The sequence below is a fragment of the Halosimplex marinum genome (genome assembly GCF_051414075.1).
Lineage (GTDB): Archaea > Halobacteriota > Halobacteria > Halobacteriales > Haloarculaceae > Halosimplex > Halosimplex marinum.
This window is the reverse complement of sequence record NZ_JBLKNY010000004.1, coordinates 42617-59557: the sequence shown is the minus strand read 5'-3', so window position 1 is coordinate 59557 and position 16941 is coordinate 42617. Positions and strand designations below refer to the sequence as shown.

Annotated in this window: 19 protein-coding genes and 1 tRNA gene; 5 read left to right on the top strand and 15 right to left on the bottom strand. The window is 71.4% G+C overall.

What is annotated here, in order from left to right:
- Positions 1-16: 16 nt before the first annotated feature.
- Positions 17-796, top strand: a complete 780-nt coding sequence (locus ACMGFI_RS08600; protein ID WP_436908930.1) for a proteasome assembly chaperone family protein — start codon at positions 17-19, stop codon at positions 794-796.
- Positions 797-892: 96 nt separating this feature from the next.
- Here ACMGFI_RS08600 and ACMGFI_RS08595 read toward each other — a convergent pair whose 3' ends face one another.
- From ACMGFI_RS08595 to ACMGFI_RS08550, 10 genes are all read right to left on the bottom strand, one after another.
- Complete coding sequence (locus ACMGFI_RS08595) at positions 893-1567, bottom strand: cob(I)yrinic acid a,c-diamide adenosyltransferase (protein ID WP_436908928.1); 675 nt, start codon at positions 1565-1567, stop codon at positions 893-895.
- Between the two features lie 62 nt (positions 1568-1629).
- Positions 1630-2367, bottom strand: coding sequence for an adenosylcobinamide amidohydrolase (locus ACMGFI_RS08590; protein ID WP_436908925.1), 738 nt, complete (start codon positions 2365-2367; stop codon positions 1630-1632).
- Positions 2354-3403 (bottom strand): aminotransferase class I/II-fold pyridoxal phosphate-dependent enzyme, encoded by a 1050-nt coding sequence (locus ACMGFI_RS08585; protein ID WP_436908922.1) that lies wholly within the window; start codon positions 3401-3403, stop codon positions 2354-2356. Before ACMGFI_RS08585 ends, ACMGFI_RS08590 begins: the two co-directional genes overlap by 14 nt.
- A 127-nt stretch (positions 3404-3530) precedes the next feature.
- On the bottom strand, positions 3531-3983 hold the full coding sequence (locus tag ACMGFI_RS08580) for a DUF7992 family protein (protein WP_436908920.1): 453 nt from the start codon (positions 3981-3983) through the stop codon (positions 3531-3533).
- Positions 3984-4065: 82 nt separating this feature from the next.
- Positions 4066-4608, bottom strand: coding sequence for an NTP transferase domain-containing protein (locus ACMGFI_RS08575; RefSeq protein ID WP_436910227.1), 543 nt, complete (start codon positions 4606-4608; stop codon positions 4066-4068).
- Positions 4608-5444, bottom strand: a complete 837-nt coding sequence (gene cobS, locus ACMGFI_RS08570; protein WP_436908919.1) for an adenosylcobinamide-GDP ribazoletransferase — start codon at positions 5442-5444, stop codon at positions 4608-4610. Before cobS ends, ACMGFI_RS08575 begins: the two co-directional genes overlap by 1 nt.
- Complete coding sequence (locus tag ACMGFI_RS08565) at positions 5435-6427, bottom strand: CobD/CbiB family cobalamin biosynthesis protein (RefSeq protein WP_436908918.1); 993 nt, start codon at positions 6425-6427, stop codon at positions 5435-5437. The genes cobS and ACMGFI_RS08565 overlap by 10 nt, the downstream gene beginning before the upstream one ends.
- Complete coding sequence (locus ACMGFI_RS08560) at positions 6418-7047, bottom strand: HAD family hydrolase (protein ID WP_436908916.1); 630 nt, start codon at positions 7045-7047, stop codon at positions 6418-6420. The genes ACMGFI_RS08565 and ACMGFI_RS08560 overlap by 10 nt, the downstream gene beginning before the upstream one ends.
- Positions 7048-7299: 252 nt before the next feature.
- Positions 7300-7485, bottom strand: a complete 186-nt coding sequence (locus tag ACMGFI_RS08555; RefSeq protein WP_436910239.1) for a hypothetical protein — start codon at positions 7483-7485, stop codon at positions 7300-7302.
- A 161-nt stretch (positions 7486-7646) separates the two neighbouring features.
- Entirely contained in the window at positions 7647-8030 is a 384-nt protein-coding gene (locus ACMGFI_RS08550) for a hypothetical protein (protein WP_436908915.1), read from the bottom strand.
- A 162-nt stretch (positions 8031-8192) separates the two neighbouring features.
- On the opposite strand from ACMGFI_RS08550, the gene ACMGFI_RS08545 reads away from it, so the two are divergent.
- Positions 8193-8978, top strand: coding sequence for a formate/nitrite transporter family protein (locus ACMGFI_RS08545; protein WP_436908914.1), 786 nt, complete (start codon positions 8193-8195; stop codon positions 8976-8978).
- Positions 8979-9263: 285 nt separating this feature from the next.
- Here the strand turns inward: ACMGFI_RS08545 and ACMGFI_RS08540 are convergent, their stop codons facing one another.
- The 3 genes from ACMGFI_RS08540 to ACMGFI_RS08530 form a co-directional block, all read right to left on the bottom strand.
- Positions 9264-10052, bottom strand: a complete 789-nt coding sequence (locus tag ACMGFI_RS08540) for a class I SAM-dependent methyltransferase (protein WP_436908912.1) — start codon at positions 10050-10052, stop codon at positions 9264-9266.
- 380 nt (positions 10053-10432) lie between these two features.
- Positions 10433-10978: an SPW repeat protein gene (locus ACMGFI_RS08535; RefSeq protein ID WP_436908910.1), complete on the bottom strand. Its 546-nt coding sequence runs from the start codon at positions 10976-10978 to the stop codon at positions 10433-10435.
- A 328-nt stretch (positions 10979-11306) separates the two neighbouring features.
- Positions 11307-11380, bottom strand: a tRNA-Tyr gene (locus tag ACMGFI_RS08530).
- 159 nt (positions 11381-11539) lie between these two features.
- Between ACMGFI_RS08530 and ACMGFI_RS08525 the strand changes: the two genes are divergently transcribed.
- The 3 genes from ACMGFI_RS08525 (at position 11540) to ftsZ (ending at position 13834) form a co-directional block, all read left to right on the top strand.
- Positions 11540-12139 (top strand): double zinc ribbon domain-containing protein, encoded by a 600-nt coding sequence (locus tag ACMGFI_RS08525; protein ID WP_436910225.1) that lies wholly within the window; start codon positions 11540-11542, stop codon positions 12137-12139.
- A gap of 252 nt (positions 12140-12391) precedes the next feature.
- On the top strand, positions 12392-12580 hold the full coding sequence (cdrS, locus tag ACMGFI_RS08520) for a transcriptional regulator CdrS (RefSeq protein WP_006881776.1): 189 nt from the start codon (positions 12392-12394) through the stop codon (positions 12578-12580).
- A 3-nt stretch (positions 12581-12583) separates the two neighbouring features.
- On the top strand, positions 12584-13834 hold the full coding sequence (gene ftsZ / locus ACMGFI_RS08515; RefSeq protein ID WP_436908909.1) for a cell division protein FtsZ: 1251 nt from the start codon (positions 12584-12586) through the stop codon (positions 13832-13834).
- Positions 13835-14081: 247 nt separating this feature from the next.
- On the opposite strand, the gene ncsA is transcribed toward ftsZ, so the two are convergent.
- The gene (ncsA, locus tag ACMGFI_RS08510; RefSeq protein ID WP_436908907.1) at positions 14082-15101 is read right to left on the bottom strand and encodes a tRNA 2-thiolation protein NcsA; all 1020 of its coding nucleotides are present in this window, start codon (positions 15099-15101) and stop codon (positions 14082-14084) included.
- 88 nt (positions 15102-15189) lie between these two features.
- Positions 15190-16848: a sensor histidine kinase gene (locus ACMGFI_RS08505; RefSeq protein WP_436908905.1), complete on the bottom strand. Its 1659-nt coding sequence runs from the start codon at positions 16846-16848 to the stop codon at positions 15190-15192.
- Positions 16849-16941: the final 93 nt, after the last annotated feature.

The following is a 16941-nucleotide window of genomic DNA, read 5'->3' as shown; positions in this document are numbered from 1 at the left end:
CGACGATTCCGACAGTATGACGCACGGAGCCGAACCCGCGGCGTTCGAGGCGAGCCGCGACCTCGACACCGCGGGCTCGACGGTGCTGGTCGGCCTGCCCGGGCTCGGGCTCGCCGGCGTCATCGCGGTCGAGCACGTCGCCGACGAACTCGGACTCGCCGAGCGGGGCCACTTCGACTCGGAACGGTTCCCCCACGTCGCCACCTACGCCGAGGGGCGCGTCCGCGAGTCGGTCCGCGTGTACGCGGGCGAGGGCGGCGAGGGAGCGAACGTGACGGCGCTGCTGTCGGACCTGGTGTTCCCGCCGCGCTCGTTCGGCGCGTTGGCCGAGGGCGTCGTCGAACACCTGACCGACGGTTGCGACCAGGTTGTCATCCCCATCGGCGCGCCCTACGGATCCTTCGAGGACCACGCGGCGGTGACCGCCGTCACCACGACCGACTCGCTGGAACGGACGCTGCGCGACGCCGGCGTCCCGCCCGCGCCGGGCGTGGGCACCATCGGCGGTCCGACGGGTGCCATCGTCGACGCCTGCGTCCGGGAGGGCGTCCCCACCGTCGCGCTCGTCGTCGGCGTCGAACCGTACCGCCCGGACCCCGCCGCCGCGAGCGCGCTCCTCCGCGAGGGGCTCGAACCCGTCGTCGACGCGACGTTCGACACGAGCGACCTCGAAGCCAGCGCGGAGGCCCTCGCCGCCGGGATGGCCGAGATGGCCCGTCAGATGCAGCGCGTCGACGCCCAGGAGGGCTTCCAGCGACCCCCGCCCGAGGACGACGAACCCAGTATGTTCCAGTAGGCTCGAAACCGCGTCATACGGATTATTGCAAGACATTCCGGGATCGACCGCACGACTGCGTGGGGTCGACCCGGTAAACGCTTGCAATAATCCGTATCAGTACTCGGTGCCCTTGCGGGCGCTGTGGCCGGACTCGATGGGGTGGGCCTCCTTGCGGACGTTGGTCACCAGGTCCGCGAGGTCTGTCACGAACTCCGGGCGCTCGTGTCCCCCGGTCAGGACGAACTCCAGGTCGTCGGGTTTCGACGCCACCAGTTCCCGCACGTCGTCGGGGTCGACGAGGCCGCGATTGCCCGCGTAGCAGATCTCGTCGAGGATCAGCATGTGGACGCCGTCGTCGGCGGGGCCGTCGAGCGCCAGCGGCGACGACAGGTCGGCCTCGCCGGCGGCCGCCACGAGTTCCTTCGCGCGCTCGAACCCGCCCTTGGCGCGGGCGGCGTGCTCGTCGTCGTCGGTGCCGTCGTGGAAGCGGTGCCAGCCGTAGTGGCCGCTGTTCTCGTAGGACAAGCCCGGGAGGGCGTGGATGGCGTTGTACTCGCCGCGCACGTCTTCCACAGTACTCGTCCCGCCCTTCATGAACTGGAGCATGTGGACGCGGTAGCCGTGGCCGGCCGCGCGCATCCCCATGCCCATCGCGGCGGTCGTCTTGCCCTTGCCGTCGCCCCACCAGACCTGCGTCAGTCCGAACTCCTCGGGCGCCGCCGGTTCGATGGGTCGGGGCTCCAGCGGGTCGCTACGGTCGGCTCCGTCGCCGGACGCGTCGTCGCTCATACCCGGCCCGACGGCCCCCGGGGTCGTAGCCGCTTCGACACGACGAGCCCGGTCCCCGACCCCTACCGGTCGGCCCGCGAGACCGTCGGTTCGCCATCCGAAACCGCGCCGTACTCGGCCGACCCCACGCTCTCGGGAACGGCCGCGCCGTCGACCCCCTCGTACCGCGCGGCGAGGCTCGCCCGGACCGCGTCGCGGACGCAGACCCGGACGGCTCGCCCCACGGGCGTCGCGCTGCCGGCGAACGCCGCGGGCTCGCCCGACGGGTCCGAGCCGACGACGACCGCGTCGGAAGTCGTCCCCGTGAAGCCCGTCTCGGCCAGCAGCGTCGCCGTCTTGGCCTCGACGGCCGACGCCAGCAGCGTCGCGAGCGCACCCTTCTCCAGCGCCCGCCTCGTCCCGACGACGAGGTTCACCGTCCCCGGCCGGGGCGGATCGTCGCCGCTGTGGGAACTCACCCCGCCGTTCCTGAATTCCGCCGCGGCCCCGTCACCCATCGGCAGCTCTGCGGGGTTCGAGACCCCCGCGGTCGCCACGACCTCGACGCTGTCCAGCCGAGCGCGCCGGGCGTGGCGCACGTCGACCCCGGTCAGCATCGCCGGTCCGGTCTCGGGGAACCCCGCCCGCTCCCGCCGCTCGGCGACGTAGGCGGACAGATCTGTCCGGTCGAACCCCTCGGGGACCGTGCAGTTGTACGCGGCGTCGGCCCGGCGGTACCCGCCCGCGAAGCCCGTCGAGAGCCAGCGGGTGTCCGGGCGACGCACGCACAGCACGTCCGCCGCCACCTCACTCTCGAACATCCAGCGCCCCCAGCAGGCGGTCGTGGTCGGCGGGCGCCCGGACCGCGACCCGGACGTGGGTGTCCAGGCCCGCGAACGACCGGGCGTCCCGGAGTTCGATGCCGGCCGCCCGCGCCCGCGAGAGCAGTTCCTCGACGCCCCCCTCGCTCCCGCAGTCCAGCAGGAGGAACGGCGCGGTCGCGTCTTCCATCGGCGGGTCTGGTTCGTACACCGAAAAGCGCGGGTCCGCGTCGAAGGCCGTTCGCAGGCGCTCGCGCTCGCTCGCGACGCGGTCGCGCGTCTCCGCGACGAATCCCGGACGGTCCATGCAGTGCGCGCCGACGGCGGCGGCCGGCCAGCCGAGCCCCCAGGTGATCGCCGCCGTCCGGATCCGCTCGCCCAGTTCGCCCGCCGCGACGGCGAAGCCCGCCCGCAACCCCGGCAGTCCGAACAGTTTCGTCAGCGACCGCGCGACGACGACCCCCGACTCGCCCGCCAGCGACGGCCGGTCCGTGAACCCGAGAAAGGCCTCGTCGACCAGTAGCGGCGTCCCGGCCGCGCGACAGCGCTCGGCGAACTCGGCCATCGCTCCCGGCTCGTAGGCGTCGCCGGTCGGGTTGTTCGGATTACAGAGGATCGCGAGCGCGAACTCGCCGGGGTCGCGCTCCAGCAGGGCGTCGTGGCCGACCGCCACGGGCTCGCCGCCCTGCAACTCGACCTCGCGGGTGTACTCCCCGAACGTCGGCGCGGGGACCAGCGCCCGGTCGCCGGGGTCGACCGTCACCGCGACGGCCAGCCGGATCGCCGCCAGCCCGCCCGCCGTCGGGATCACGTCGCCGGCCTCGCAGTCGACGTACCGCGCCGCGGCCCGTCGGTAGTCGGGGTAGTCCTCCGGCGGGTAGCTGCGCGCGTCGTCGAGCGCGCCCGCGTACGTCTCGGCGACGCCGTCGGGGACCTCGGGGTTGACGTTCGCGCTGAAATCGAGCGCGTCGGGGTCGTCGCTGCTCCCGTGGACCACCCCGCTCCCGGCGAGCCGCGCGACCGCCTCGTTGTCCATACCGAGGGGTCGGCCAGCGGCGACAAGAAGCTCCCGCTCCGGTCGCGGCCGGTTCGGAATATCCCACACACAGCCGCTCGGGACGCCCGCGAGCGGCGATTCAGGTGTTACCGCCGTCCTGTCCCGGCTACTCCCAGGTGTAGCCGAACGCTTCGGAGCTGCGGTCGATGTAGCGATTTTCGAGCACCTCGCTGGTCGTCCGGCCGAGTTCGTCGATCGCCTCGTCGATGTCCGCGCGGTCGGCCCGGCTGAGCCGGTCGTCCCAGGGCTCGGGGAGGTCGTCCGCGAGTTCCGGCGCGAGATACCCCACGTCGCCGGCCGTCTCGTTCCAGTAGAAGTCGAGCGCGGCGATCAGGCCCAGTTCGCGGGCGGCCTCGAACTGCTCGTCGTCGAGGTAGGTGTCGCCGACCCACTCGCGGAAGGCGTCCTCCCAGGCGCCCTCTTCGAGGAACTCCGCGAGCGCCTCGCGACGGCCCTCCTCGCCGGTCCTGGTCTCCGGTTCCTCGACCGCGTCGTAGTCGCCCGGGCTCTCCGCGGCGTCGAGTCTCGGCGGGTCGGGCACCTCGGGGTCGAATGGCATACCACACCTTCGGCGGTGAGCCCATTGAGGGTTTCCCACCGGCGGACCGACCGTTCGGGAGACGGGCCCGTGCATCGCCGTCTCACAGCAGGAGTCGCTCGGCGACCTCGGCGTCCTCGCGGCGGTTGACGTTGACCGCCAGCCGGGCGTCGTCTCGGACGAGCGTCCGGTCGGGGCCGTCGCCGACGACGTTGACCCCGGCCGGGGCGAGCTCCTCGCCGTCGTGGACGAACGTGGTGTCGACGCTCACGCCGAGCGCGCTCTTGAGAAACGTCGGCGTCGCGACGGTCAGCGACCCCGATCCGTGAGCGTCGAGGACGCCGTCGACCGCCTCGGCGTCCAGCAGGGGCAGGTCCGCAGCGACCGTCAGTACCGGGCCGTTGACCCGGTCGTCGGCCAGCGCGTGCTGCAGGTCCGCGACGTACCCCTCGCCGGGCGTCTCGACGGTCGGGCAGTCGACGTGGGCCGCGGTCTCGGGCGCGTGCGGCGAGACGACGGCGTAGACGCGGTCGACGCGGCTGTCCGCCAGCGCCGCGAGCACCCGGTCGACCATCGGTTCGCCGTCGACGGGAAACAGGGGCTTCTCCCCGTCGTAGTCGAGCCGGGTGCCCTTCCCGCCGCAGATCACCAGGGCGTCCACGCGACCACCTCCCCGAGACCCACCGACTCCCCGAGCGCCGCCGGCGTCGCGAGGTCCGCGCGCCAGGCGACCAGCCCGGCGTGGAGCGCGACCACCCGCGCGAGTTCGTTCGCCCCGCCGACCACGTCGCCGGTCACGCCGCCCAGTCGCTCGCGCGCCCACCACAGGAGCGCGAGCGCGACCGCCAGCGCGCTCGCGAGCGCCGCGGCGGCCGCGAGCGACGGGAGCGTCAGCGCAACCGCGGGCGCGGCGAGCGCGAGCGGGACGGCCAGCCCGCGCGGCGGCGTCTCGTCGGCGACCGCCGCGCCGAAGCCGTCGTGGGCCGCCGAGCCGAGCGCGACCAGCGTCGCCATCGCGGCCTTCGCGGCGACCTCGGCGGCGACGACCAGCCCCGCGGCGACGGCGACCGGCAGCGCCGCGAGCCCGACGCCCGCCAGCGCCAGCCCGGCGACCACCGTTGCGAGCGCGAGCGTCCCGCCCGCGCCCAGCACGGTGTCGCCCATCACCTCCCGGCGGCGCTCGGCGTCGCCGTGGACGACCGCCGCGTCGCCCAGGTCCGCGACACCGTCGAAGTGGTTGATCCCGGTCAGCGCGACGACAGCGAGGAGGTACGCGAGCGCGACCGTCACCGCCGGGACGGGCGCGGCGACGCCGACGGCGACCGGGACGGCGACGAGCGCACCCAGCAGGTAGCCCGCGACCGGCAGCGTCCACGGCGCCCGACGGAACGCCTCCCAGGCGCGCTCGTCGCGGCCGACGGGCAGCCGGGAGAGGAAGCCCAGCGCGCCGCGGACCGCCGTCAGTCCCCCGCTCAGGCCCACGTGACCACCCCCGAACCCACGTACGTCACCGCGCCCGCACCCAGGTACGCCAGTCCGCCGGCCAGCCCGACCCGGCGGACCGCCCGCTCGGCGTCGTCGGCCGTCGGCAGCACCGCGTCGGCGTTGATGTCGTAGGCGCCCGGCTTGACGAGTCGCACGTCCAGCGCGGCGGCGACGGTCCCCATCGGCCACCCCGAGTTCGGCGAGGGCACGCGGTCGAGCCAGCGCCGCGCGGCGACGAGCGAGCCCGGCGCCAGCGCCGCGGCGGCGATCAGGACCGCACTCGCCCGCGCGGGGAGCCACATCGCGGCGTCGTCCAGCCGCGCGGGCGCCCACCCGACGGGCTTGGACCGGTAGCCGAGCATCGAGTCCATCGTGTTCACCGCCTTGACCCACGCCGCCCCCGCCGCGCCGAGCGCGACCGCCGCGACGGCCGGGTCGACGCTCGCCGGGACCGGCCCCGACAGTGGCGCTGCCAGCAACACGGCGTCGGCGGCGACCGCCAGGGCGGCGAACGCGCCCAGCGGCGCGACCAGCCCGTCCGCGAGGTTCTCGGCGACGCTCTCGACGACCGCGCTCCGCAGTTCACCGGGCGACAGCGCCGCGGCGTCCCGGCCGGCCAGCGCGCGCAGTTCCGACCGCGCCGCCTCCGGGTCCGTCTCGGTCAGCCCCGCCACCTCGCGGGCGACCGCGAGCAGTCGCCGGAGGCTCGTCGTCAGGAACAGGGCGACCCCGCCGGCGACGGCGCCCGCGACCGGCCGCCACGCGCCCGTCGCGGCGACGAGCCCGCCGACGGCCAGCGCCGCGGCCAGCGGGAGCGCGACCGTCGCGATGGTCCCCGCGACCCGCGGGTGGGACCACGCGCGGTCCAGCGGCCCGACCAGCCGCCCGAACCAGGCGACGGGGTGGGCGCGCGTCGGCGGTTCGCCGACGGCCGCGTCGAGCGCGAGCGCCAGCCCGACCGCGCCGGCGCTCAGCGACATCCCATCGCCTCCAGTCGCGCCGGCAGGTCCGCCAGGTCGGTGTCCGTCAGGAGGACGCTCCGCGCGCCGGCCGCCTCGGCGCCGCCGTCGGTCGCGGGGTCGTCGCCGACGTGGACCAGCTCCGCGACCGCCACGTCCAGGGCCTCGGCGACCGCCTCGAACGCGCGGCGGTCGGGCTTGCGGTACCCGCAGTCGACGCTGGCGACGACCGCGTCGAACCGGTCGCCGTCGAGGGCCGACCGCGCCAGCGCCCGCTCGACCAGCCCCGCGACGCTGCAGTTCGAGAGCACACCGACCGGTCCGCGCTCGGCGGCGGCCGCGACGGCGGTCTCGGCGCCCTCGCGGGTCTCGACCGGCCCGTCGAACGCCCCGCGAACGACCGCGGCGACCGTCTCGCCGTCGGCGTCGACGCCGCGGCTCGCGAGCGCGCCCCGGACGTGGTCCGACAGCGGGCGTTCCGCGCCCGCCTCGACGGTGACCTGCGGCTCGCGGTAGGCCGTCGCCCAGTCGTCGGGGACAGGAACCTCGCGCTCGCGGAGTGCGCGTGCGACTGCCGCCGCGGGCTCGGCCGGCCGAGAGGCGGAGACGAGTGTGCCGAACACGTCGAACGAGACTGCCACGAACCTCCCGTCGAACCGCCCCACCTTGAACGATACGGACCGTTCAGCCGCCAGGCGGTCGCGGAACGGAGCCGACGCTCGACCGCGCGACTGCGTCCCGATCCGCGACCGGCGGAGTCACGGCTGGGCGGGGGTGTCGCGATAAATGAAGGGGTGTGCGGGCCGGTTCGGCCCCGGGTCACATGGGTCGTGGGCCGCGCGCTCGGCTTCGGGCAGGCCTGAGCTGTCGGCGAGGCGTCCGGACGGCTGTCGTCAGTTGCTGTCGCCGTCCGAAGCGACCCACTCGGCCCGTCGGATGTCGTACTTCCCACAGACCGGGCAGGTGTGATACTGGATGTCGAACTGCGTCTCGCACCCGAGACACAGGTACGGTAACGCCTCGGGCTCCGACAGCCCTGAAGCGCGTTTGGCCCGTTCCAAGACGCCCATCGTGACCACACGGGTACCAGGGACGCTCCCACTAAAAAGAGCGAGGATAGTTTACACCCGCCGAAAACGCTCCCGTCCGGCCCCGAACACGCGCTATCCCGCGATCCTTTCGGCGGGGTCGGGAGGCCCGCTCGACGCCGCCAGTCCGCCCCCGGAGGCGTCGAAGCCGCTCACTCGGCGTCGGATCCGTCGTCGTCGGCGTCGGTCACCGGGACGCGCGTCGGGCCGTCGTCGCCGCCGCGGTCGCCGCGGTGGCGGCGCTGGCCGTCGCCGCCGACCGGGAGCTTCTCGCGCACGTCGCTGGCGAACGACTCCACCCGGTGGCGCACCGTCGAGGCCTCCTCCTCGAACCGCTCGACGTTGCGCTCGACGTAGTGGACCCGCTCCTTGGGGATCTGTCTCATCAGGTCGTTGCCGTCGTCGTCGCTCCCCGACCTGAGCATCCAGTGGTCGCGCGCGTAGACGACCTCCTCGTTGTCGACCGTCAGCTCGGTCGTCCCGTCCTCGGGGTCGTCGTAGACGATCGTCGCCTGGCCGAGTTCGATCTCGTCCATACCGGGGCTTGGGGTCCCAGGGTTTTACGCTCGGCGGCGGGCGCCACTGACCCCCCTGGTACGCTCCCCGTCGGCGCCGACGAGCGACCGCGAGCCTCCGGTGGGTCCACCCCGTTCGATCGCCGGCCAGCGGCTTATCCCCGCGGCGCTCCAAACGGGCGCGTGGCGGAGCAACTGACTCCCGGGGAGATATTCGACCGGGCCGTCAACGAGGGCGAGCGCCGCCTCGACCAGTCGGCGCTCGAACTCGTCTCGACGAGCTTCATCGCCGGGTTCACGGTCCTGTTCGGTATCGTCGCGCTCGGCATCGTCGAGGGGCTCGTCGAACCGGTCGTCGGCCACGCCGCCCGGGTCGCGGGCGCGCTCGCCTTCGCGCCCGGGTTGGTCTTCCTCGTCGCCGGACAGACGGAGCTGTTCAACGAGAACTTCTCCGACCCCGCCGCCGCCGCGGTCGAGCGCGGCGTCTCCGCGCTCCCGTCGCTGCTCCGCCTGTGGGCGCTCACGTTCGTCTTCAACCTCCTCGGCGGCGGCCTCCTGACGCTCGTGTTCGCCGTCGAGGGGGCGATCCCCTCGGCCGGAGCCGAGGCGCTCCGGCACTTCGCTACGGAGACTGCCGGCCGATCCGTGCGCGCCTGGTTCGCCCGCGGCGTCGCCGGCGGCGCGCTCGTGAGCCTGCTCTCCTTTCTCGTGGTCTCGGTCCGGAGCGACGGGAGCCGGCTGTGGCTCGCCTACGCCGTCGGCTTCCTGCTCGCGCTCGGGCCGTTCGATCACGTCGTCGTCTCCGTCCTCCACCTCGCCCTCGGATGGCTGCTGGGCGCGTCGATCGGGTGGGGGACGCTCGGCGCGCTGACCGCCGTCGTCACCGCCGGCAACGTCGTCGGCGGCCTCGGCCTCGTCACCGTCACCCACGTCACACAGGCGATGGGCGCCGACACGTCCGAGGAGTGAACGCGAATCTGGGTGCCGAGTCCCCCAGGGAACCGGCCCGTCGGCACGGATCCGTGGAGAGACCCACCCGTCGAGAGGAGACCGTCGGTCGACGGGCAGGCGCTTCCGAGCCGCCGGTCGCCCCGCCGGAAGTAGGACGGGCAACACGGCGGCCGGGACACGAAGAGACGACTACCGGGCGCAATCAATCGAACACCGGGACGTTTGAAGGAACGTATCGCAAACGAGCGTCACCCGTGGAACTCCACCGAACAGCTACCCGGCGTACTCACAGCACTGACGGCGTCACCTTGGCGTCGCGATCACGCAGTAATTCTGGGCAAATTCCTTGAGAAGGGGAGCGTTCGAGAGAAGCTTGTCGACCTTCGAATACGTGTTCGGTACCGAAGAGAACGGTAGGTCGAACGGGATACGATGTGGTAACAGACCATCGGCAAAGAACGACCGTATCTCGAACGATTCTCCGATCAGGTCGCGCAAGTACTCGGGCCTCGCCCGTTCGCTGTTGAGGTGTCCGATATCTCCGTTGATCATCTTGGAGAGGTACTTGTCCCTCCCGTGCGTGTTCGGGAACTTCGTGATGTACAGGACCCCCTCGTCTGAGAGAACTCGCTGAACCTCGTCGAGTACGTCCCGGCGATGTTTCGTCACCTCCGGATTGCACTCCCGGTACTTCTCCTCGCTAGTTTTCCACACGCCGACGTGTTCCAGCACGCCGAACATGAGTACCAGGTCGAACGAGCCGGCCTTGAACGGCAGATCGTGCCCGTCGTAGGCGACGAGTGGCACCCCGAGTTTCCCTACTAGGTCCTTGTCATACCAGGTCGGTTTGTAAACGTCGGTCCCGACCACCTCGTACCCTTCGTTGCGGAGGAAGTTCGTTACCCACGGGTACCCGCAACAACCGAGGTCGAGTACCCGACCGCCCTCGGATTCGACGTTTTTCAATACTTTTTCCAGAAGGATGGCGTCGTTCGCAGATGCGAAGGATTGGTGCCGGGCGTTTTCGATCCCACAGGCGTCAGCGACCTCCTGGTAGGACTGTTGAATACGTCTCGTCAGATCGGTAGTCATACTCCCGTCTTCTTTCGGGTCCACTTAGAATTGATGGAAGCGAGCGTTACCGTGGTTCTCCGTCCGTATTATCGCCGCTCACCGATCGAGGCACACCGGACAGTCTCCGGAGGCGATCCGACTCGTTCGACCGGTTCGTCGTCGGCCCGGCACCGCCACACGGAACGGGTACTGCCACCTCCGGCGAGTAGAGACGAGTGAGTGCCCCGAGACCCGAGCGACCGGGTCCGCCGGCGCGTGTGGAAGGGGTCGGGGGTCGGATGCGCGCCGACGGCCGGGACACTATCGGGCTGGCAAACGCCAACCCCCGGAGGCTCAGGACTGGTCAGGGATAGTCCCCCGGATCGCCGTCCCCGCCGGCGCCGAGCGGCCGCGGCCCGTCACTCGGTGGGCGTCTCGACGTCCGTGTCGCGGGCCTCGTAGCCGCTGTAGAGCGCCAGGACGCCCGCCAGGAGCCCGGTCGCGACGTAGTTCCACGCGACGGCGGCGTCGGGGTCGAGTTCGAACAGCCACGGGGAGACGAGCAGCCACAGACCCAGCAGACCGACGAAGCCCGCGGCTGCGACGCTCCCCAGGCGCTCGCCCGCCCGGCGGGCGTAGTTGTACCCGCCCAGCAGCGCCAGGGTGACCCCGACGACCACGCTGTTGAACCCCATCGTGTCGCCGAACTCCAGCGCGAACAGCCACGGCGACACGACCAGGTACGCGCCCAGCAGCGCGGTCGCCAGCGACACCCACTTCCCGTGTTCCGCCGGGTTCGTGTCGACCGTCGGCTCCTCGGTGTCGACGCCCGCCGCTCGCTGGTCGCGGTCGCGCTCCGCGCCCGCGTCGTCGTCGGGCTCGCCCCCGTAGCCTCCCGAGTCGGTACTGTCGGACACGCCCGGACCGTCGCTGTCTGACGCCGCGGTGTCGTCTCGGTCGCTCATGATTCTCTCCCGACTCGGGTCCGGACCCGCAAAAGCGGAGAGCTTGTGTGCGAAACGGTCCGCTGACCCGTCACCGTCCGAGAACCCGGACCGCCGAGCTCGCCCGCCGACGGCTCGTCAAGCAGTAGCGGACTCGCTTGTCGCGCGCTGACTCGCGCTGGCCCCTCCTCAACTACGAGGTTCGCAGGACAGCGCGGACCCGCGGCTTGTATCCAGTTGAACTCACCAAACCGGGCCGATTTTCCCGAAGCAGATTTCGGGAGTATCCGGCCCACAGCCCACGAAAACAGACGCGTAGCTATCTGTCGTCGTTCAACGTGATACCAAGTCCGCCCTCCCCGATTTGAACGGGGGGCAAGTCGATCTACAGTCGACTGCTCTACCAGTCTGAGCTAAGGGCGGGCACACGAAGGTAGCCGCCGTGTCGGACTTAACCGTTTTGACTCGCTCCGGGGGTGGGTGAGTGACCCACGCGTAGCGGCGGACACCCCCGGCGACAGACACGCGTCAGACACTGCGGGAAGATTGAAATACCCACGCGACGACGGATCGGTGAGTCGGATGAGCAAGATAACCTTCCGCGCGGACGACGACCTCATCGAGCGACTCGAGGAGTTCGACGCCTCGAAGAGCGAGATCATGCGGGAGGCCCTGCGGGAGTACCTCGGCGAGGGGTCGGACGCGCGGCCGAGCGCGTCGACGGCGTCGACGCCGCCAGCGGAGGCGTCGGACACGACCGAGTCCATCGACGACCTCATCGCCGAGCGCGTCGACGCCATCGTCGCCGACCGGCTGGAGGGCGCGTTTACGCCGAGCCAGCCGCAGGACATCAACGTAAACATCGCTCTCGACGGCGAAAACGCGACTGCGAGCGGGGCCGAGGCGGACGCGTCGCCGGCCCCCGAGACGGCGGCGTCCAACGCCGACGCCGGTCGTAAGACAGGCGCGGACGCGGGCGAAAACGCGCCCGAAGACGCGGAGCAGTCGTGCGCCAAATGCGGCGAAAACGTCTCTGCTGGTCACGTTTACTGCCCGAACTGCGGGGAGAAGGCGTCCCACCGCGTCTTCTGTGACTGCGGCGACGAGCTCCGGTCGGACTGGGCCTTCTGCCCCAGTTGCGGCCGCCGCACCCCCGCAGCGGACGTGCTCGACCAACCCTGAAAACGCCGTAAACGCACTCTACACGGCCTTAAACGGCGTAAACGCGCAAGTGTATGACGTTCGCCGTTATCTTTATAACCCTGCACCCAGATGTAATTCCTGCGTAAGACGGTCGTCTTACACGGGCTGCGGCGCGGACGTGTGACCCGCGCCATCGCGCGATTACGTCGGATGGGAGATCGATGCCGCCGTGTAAGACGAACGGGCGACCGCGTCCGCGGCTGCCGTCTTACCCAAAGGGGAACAACAAACATGGAGCGTGTGACACTACGGATTCCGAAGCAGCAGATCGAAGAGGTCGAGCGAATGGTCGAGACGGGGGAGTACCCCAACCGGAGCGAAGCGATCCGGGCGGCCGTCCGCGAGAAACTGAACGAGCAGGACGGGAGCAAGGAGCGTCCGTCCGAAAAGCGCAAGCGGCGCAGCTTCCAGAGGGCCTGAACGATGCAGGATATCGTCAAGGAGGCCCTCGAGCGGGACGAGGCCGAACAGAAGCAGATGGACGAGCAGGAGGGCGACGGGTTCGGTGACCCCCGGATCGTCATCGTCGGTTGCGGTGGCGCCGGGAACAACACCGTCAACCGCCTGTACAACATCGGCGTCGACGGTGCCGACACCGTCGCCATCAACACCGACAAGCAGCACCTGCAGATGATCGAGGCCGACACGAAGATCCTGGTCGGCAAGTCGCTGACCAACGGCCTGGGCGCCGGCGGCGACCCCGAGATGGGCAAGCGCGCCACCGAGATGGCCCAGGGCACCATCGAAGAGGTGCTGGGCGACGCGGACCTGGTGTTCGTCACCGCCGGCATGGGCGGCGGGACGGGCACCGGCGCGGCGCCGGTCGTCTCGAACATCGCCAAAGACCAGGGCGCCATCGTCGTCGGCATGGTGTCGACGCCGTTCAACGTCGAGCGCGCCCGCACGGTCAAGGCCGAGCAGGGCCTGGAGACCCTCCGCAGCGAGGCGGACTCCATCATCGTGCTGGACAACAACCGCCTGCTGGACTACGTCCCGAACCTGCCCATCGGCAAGGCCTTCTCGGTGATGGACCAGATCATCGCGGAGACGGTCAAGGGCATCTCGGAGACGATCACCCAGCCCTCGCTCATCAACCTGGACTACGCCGACATGACCGCCATCATGAACCAGGGCGGCGTCGCGGTGATGCTCGTCGGCGAGACCCAGGACAAGAACAAGACCGAGGAAGTGGTGAAAGACGCGATGAACCACCCGCTGCTCGACGTGGACTACCGCGGGGCCACCGGCGGCCTCGTCCACATCACGGGCGGTCCGGACCTCGCGCTGAAGGAGGCCGAGGGCATCGCGCAGAACATCACCGAGCGCCTCGACGCGAGCGCCAACGTCATCTGGGGCGCGCGCATCGAGGAGGAGTACAAGGGCAAGGTGCGGGTCATGGCCATCATGACCGGCGTCAAGTCCGCGCAGGTCCTCGGTCCGACGACCCAGAAGCAGGCCGACAAGTCCCGCCAGGCGCTCGACGACGTGGACGACTCGACCTTCGACGCCAGCGAGAACGTCGACACCGAGTTCGGCGGCGACGCCGGCGGTATGGGCGGCGGCCGCGGCGGTGCGGGCGGCAACTCGGGCGGCGAGCCCGACTACGGCCACACCGACGGCGGCCGCGACAGCGTCGAGCAGAACAACGGGCTGGACGTCATCCGCCCGGATTAACGGCTCCCGGGTCGACCCACTGGAGACCCCTCCACCGGTTCCAGGGACCGCTCGACCCACTTTCCTGTTTTCGACCGGTCAGTGGCGACGCCGCGTTCGGTCGCGGGCGTGTGACAGTCGAGTCCGACCTGCCTGAGATGTCCGACGGTCGGAGCCGGCGGCTCGTCACACGGAGTCAGACAGCGAAGACGACGGCGGTACGAACACTCCCGGGAGCGGCAGCGCGACGAGAACGGGGCCGACCCGGTCAGACCGCTTCCAGCGCGTCCAGCAGGTCGCACTTCCGGCACACGTCTCGGCCGGTCGGCGCGCCACAGTTGTCACACTCGCCGTAGTCGGCGGCCTCGCCCCCGCCGAACGCCGACGCGGCCAGCGCCGCGAACTGCTCGTAGCCGGCCATGACCGAGTGGCGCGTCCCGGGGTGGTTGTCCTCCATGTCGAGCAGGAGTTGCTGGACCTCGCCCCGATAGGCCTCCTCGGCGTGGGGACACTCGGTGATGTGAGCGGGCAGGTCTCGCAGGTGGGCGTACAGCGCCACCTCCTTCTCGGGCACGTCCCGCAGGGGCTTGGTCCGCGGGACGTGGTGGTCCTGGGGGTTCCGCGGCCGCTCGGTCGGGTCCGCGGGCGGGTCGACCGGCTCCCCCTCGCGGTCCTCCTCGGGGAACGGGCCCAGCGACGCGTCGTAGTGGTTCGCCATCTGCTGGACGTCCCCCTCGAAGACGTTCATCAGCGCGGTCTGGGCCTCGTCGTCTAAGTTGTGGCCGGTCAGTAGTTTGTCGGCGCCGAGTTTCTCGGCGTATCGCTCCAGCACGTCGCGGCGGAAGACGCCGCAGTAGGCGCAGGCGGCCATCCCCTCGGGGTCCTCGTCGACCACGTCGTCCATCCGGACGCCGAACTCCTCGGCGTAGGAGACGACCTCGTGGCGCAGGTCCAGGTCCGCGGTGAGTTCCTCGCAGGCCTCGATCGACTCGTCGCGGTAGCCCTCGATCCCCTCGTGGATCGAGAGGGCGACGAGTTCGATCCGGGGGTCCTCGCGGAAGGTGTCGTGGAGGATCTCGGTGAGGACGACCGAGTCCTTCCCGCCGGAGAGGCCGATCACCCACGTCTCGGGGTCCTCCGGCGTCGCGGAGCGGGGGACCAGGTTGTCCTCGCGGACGCGCCGGCGGACGCGGGTGTCGACGGTCCGACAGAAGTGCTCCTCGCAGAGGTGCAGCCCCGAGTAGGCGGCGCCCATCACCGCCGCCGACCCGCACTTGTCGCAGTCCATCGCCCCGACCTACCGGGGCGACGGCCCTCAGGGTTTCGCTCCCTGCCCGTCGGGGCACCCGCCGCCGGTCGATCCCCGCTCGGCCCTCTCACCCGTCGCCCGATCCGTCCGCGCCGTCGTCGCGCTCGCGGGGGACCGCGACGGTGACGGTCGTGCCGTCGTCGACGGCGACGTCGATCTCGCCGTCGGCCCAGTGGACCAGCCAGGTGACCAACCAGAGGCCGAGGCCGGCGCCGTGCTGGGTCGGCGTCTCGACGAAGCTCTCGGTGAGGACGCGGCGCTCGACGGCAGGCATCCCCGGCCCGTCGTCGGCGACGGTGAACCGCACCGTCCCCTCGTCGACGGTCGCGTCGATCTCGACGGTCGGCTCCGGGGCGTCGTTGTGCGTGACCGCGTTGCGTGCGAGTTCGTCCAGCACGACGAGCAACAGGTCCCCGCTGGGGACCGAGACGCGCTCGTCGGGGCCCGCCGTCCGCACGTCCGCGTGGGGGAACTCCTCGTGGACCGTCGCCGCCACGTCCGCGACGATGTCGGCGGCCGGTCGGGGAGTCGTCTCCTCGGGACGCGCGCCGAGCGACGCCTCGACGGCCCGCGCGTGGTCGGCCAGTTCGAGCAGCGACTCGCCCCGGCGGCGGATGCGGTCGGCCTCGGCCCGGGTCGTCTCGTCGTCGGCCCGCTCGGCGATGCGGTCGGCGTTGCCGACGACGACGGTCATCGCGTTGCGGAGGTTGTGCCGCAACACGCGGTTGAGGACGATCACCTCGGTGCGCCGCTGGGCGAGCGTCTCGCTCAGGTCGTTGAACCCCCCTTCGAGCTCGGCCCACTCGGTCGCGCCCGTCAGCGAGACGGTCGAGCCGTAGTCGCCGTCGACCAGCGCCCCGAACCCGCCGTGGAGCCGCTCGATGTTGCCGACGAACTCGCGGTAGAGCCACAGGCCGAAGACGGCCACCGACAGCAACACCAGCCCGAACGCCGCGGCCTGGGCGGCCGTGGCGGCCCACAGCCGCGACTCGAAGGCGGCCCGCGTCGTCGTCGCCGAGACCGTCCAGCCGGTCCCAGCAACGCGCTCGTCGGCCGCGATCAGGTCCGCGTCCGCGCCCGCGTCCGTTCCCGTGACCGGCCCGGCCGCGTACAGCGTCGTCCCGTTCGCTGTGATCCGGACTCCCTGGGTCGGCCCGGAGTTGGCCCGGACGATCGACGCCAGGTCGCCACGTTCGAGGTGAAACGCGGCGTTGAACGTCCCGACGGTCTCGCCCGCCTCGCGCAGCGGCGTGCTCACCGTCACGATGAGGTTCCCCGTCTCGGCCCTGACCGGGTCGCTGACGTACGTCTCGCCGGCCATCGCCCGCCTGAAGTACGTCCGGTCGCCGAACCCGCTCCCGACGATCCGCTCGCGGGCGGCCGGGGACAGCCCCTCCGAGTACAGCCCCGTCATCGTCCCGTTGGCCGCGATCACGGAGGCGCCGCTGAACTCCGTGGTCCGCACGAACGACCGCAGCCGCGCCGCCTGGGACGGTGACCCGTGCTCGGCCAGCGACGGCGACGACCCCCACAGCTGGACCTGTCGCTCCCGCTCCGCGAGCACGGCGTCGAGCTGTGTCGCCACGGACTCCGCGGAGTGGGCGAGGTCGGTCCGCTCCTGGGCGACCACCGCGTCCCGGTAGAGGACGAACCCGGCCAGCGACGTGGCCGACAGCACCAGCGCGACCAGCGCCAGCCCCAGGGCGAACCGCGTCCGGAGGCGCATCGACTACTCATTTCCGACTACCCGCATAAAACTCCGTGCCTCCGGGATCGATCTGTGATACCACCGCCACGAGCGGGCCCGTCGAGAAACCGT

What these genes read in the sequence shown, in the direction of transcription:
- ACMGFI_RS08585 (WP_436908922.1), bottom strand. Translation starts at nt 3,403, where the DNA reads ATGGACAACGAGGCGGTCGCGCGGCTCGCCGGGAGCGGGGTGGTCCAC.
- ACMGFI_RS08595 (WP_436908928.1), bottom strand. Translation starts at nt 1,567, where the DNA reads ATGAGCGACGACGCGTCCGGCGACGGAGCCGACCGTAGCGACCCGCTG.
- ftsZ (WP_436908909.1), top strand. Translation starts at nt 12,584, where the DNA reads ATGCAGGATATCGTCAAGGAGGCCCTCGAGCGGGACGAGGCCGAACAG.
- ACMGFI_RS08590 (WP_436908925.1), bottom strand. Translation starts at nt 2,367, where the DNA reads ATGTTCGAGAGTGAGGTGGCGGCGGACGTGCTGTGCGTGCGTCGCCCG.
- ACMGFI_RS08540 (WP_436908912.1), bottom strand. Translation starts at nt 10,052, where the DNA reads ATGACTACCGATCTGACGAGACGTATTCAACAGTCCTACCAGGAGGTC.
- ACMGFI_RS08580 (WP_436908920.1), bottom strand. Translation starts at nt 3,983, where the DNA reads ATGCCATTCGACCCCGAGGTGCCCGACCCGCCGAGACTCGACGCCGCG.
- ncsA (WP_436908907.1), bottom strand. Translation starts at nt 15,101, where the DNA reads ATGGACTGCGACAAGTGCGGGTCGGCGGCGGTGATGGGCGCCGCCTAC.
- ACMGFI_RS08505 (WP_436908905.1), bottom strand. Translation starts at nt 16,848, where the DNA reads ATGCGCCTCCGGACGCGGTTCGCCCTGGGGCTGGCGCTGGTCGCGCTG.
- ACMGFI_RS08565 (WP_436908918.1), bottom strand. Translation starts at nt 6,427, where the DNA reads ATGTCGCTGAGCGCCGGCGCGGTCGGGCTGGCGCTCGCGCTCGACGCG.
- ACMGFI_RS08550 (WP_436908915.1), bottom strand. Translation starts at nt 8,030, where the DNA reads ATGGACGAGATCGAACTCGGCCAGGCGACGATCGTCTACGACGACCCC.
- cdrS (WP_006881776.1), top strand. Translation starts at nt 12,392, where the DNA reads ATGGAGCGTGTGACACTACGGATTCCGAAGCAGCAGATCGAAGAGGTC.
- ACMGFI_RS08525 (WP_436910225.1), top strand. Translation starts at nt 11,540, where the DNA reads ATGAGCAAGATAACCTTCCGCGCGGACGACGACCTCATCGAGCGACTC.
- ACMGFI_RS08600 (WP_436908930.1), top strand. Translation starts at nt 17, where the DNA reads ATGACGCACGGAGCCGAACCCGCGGCGTTCGAGGCGAGCCGCGACCTC.
- ACMGFI_RS08535 (WP_436908910.1), bottom strand. Translation starts at nt 10,978, where the DNA reads ATGAGCGACCGAGACGACACCGCGGCGTCAGACAGCGACGGTCCGGGC.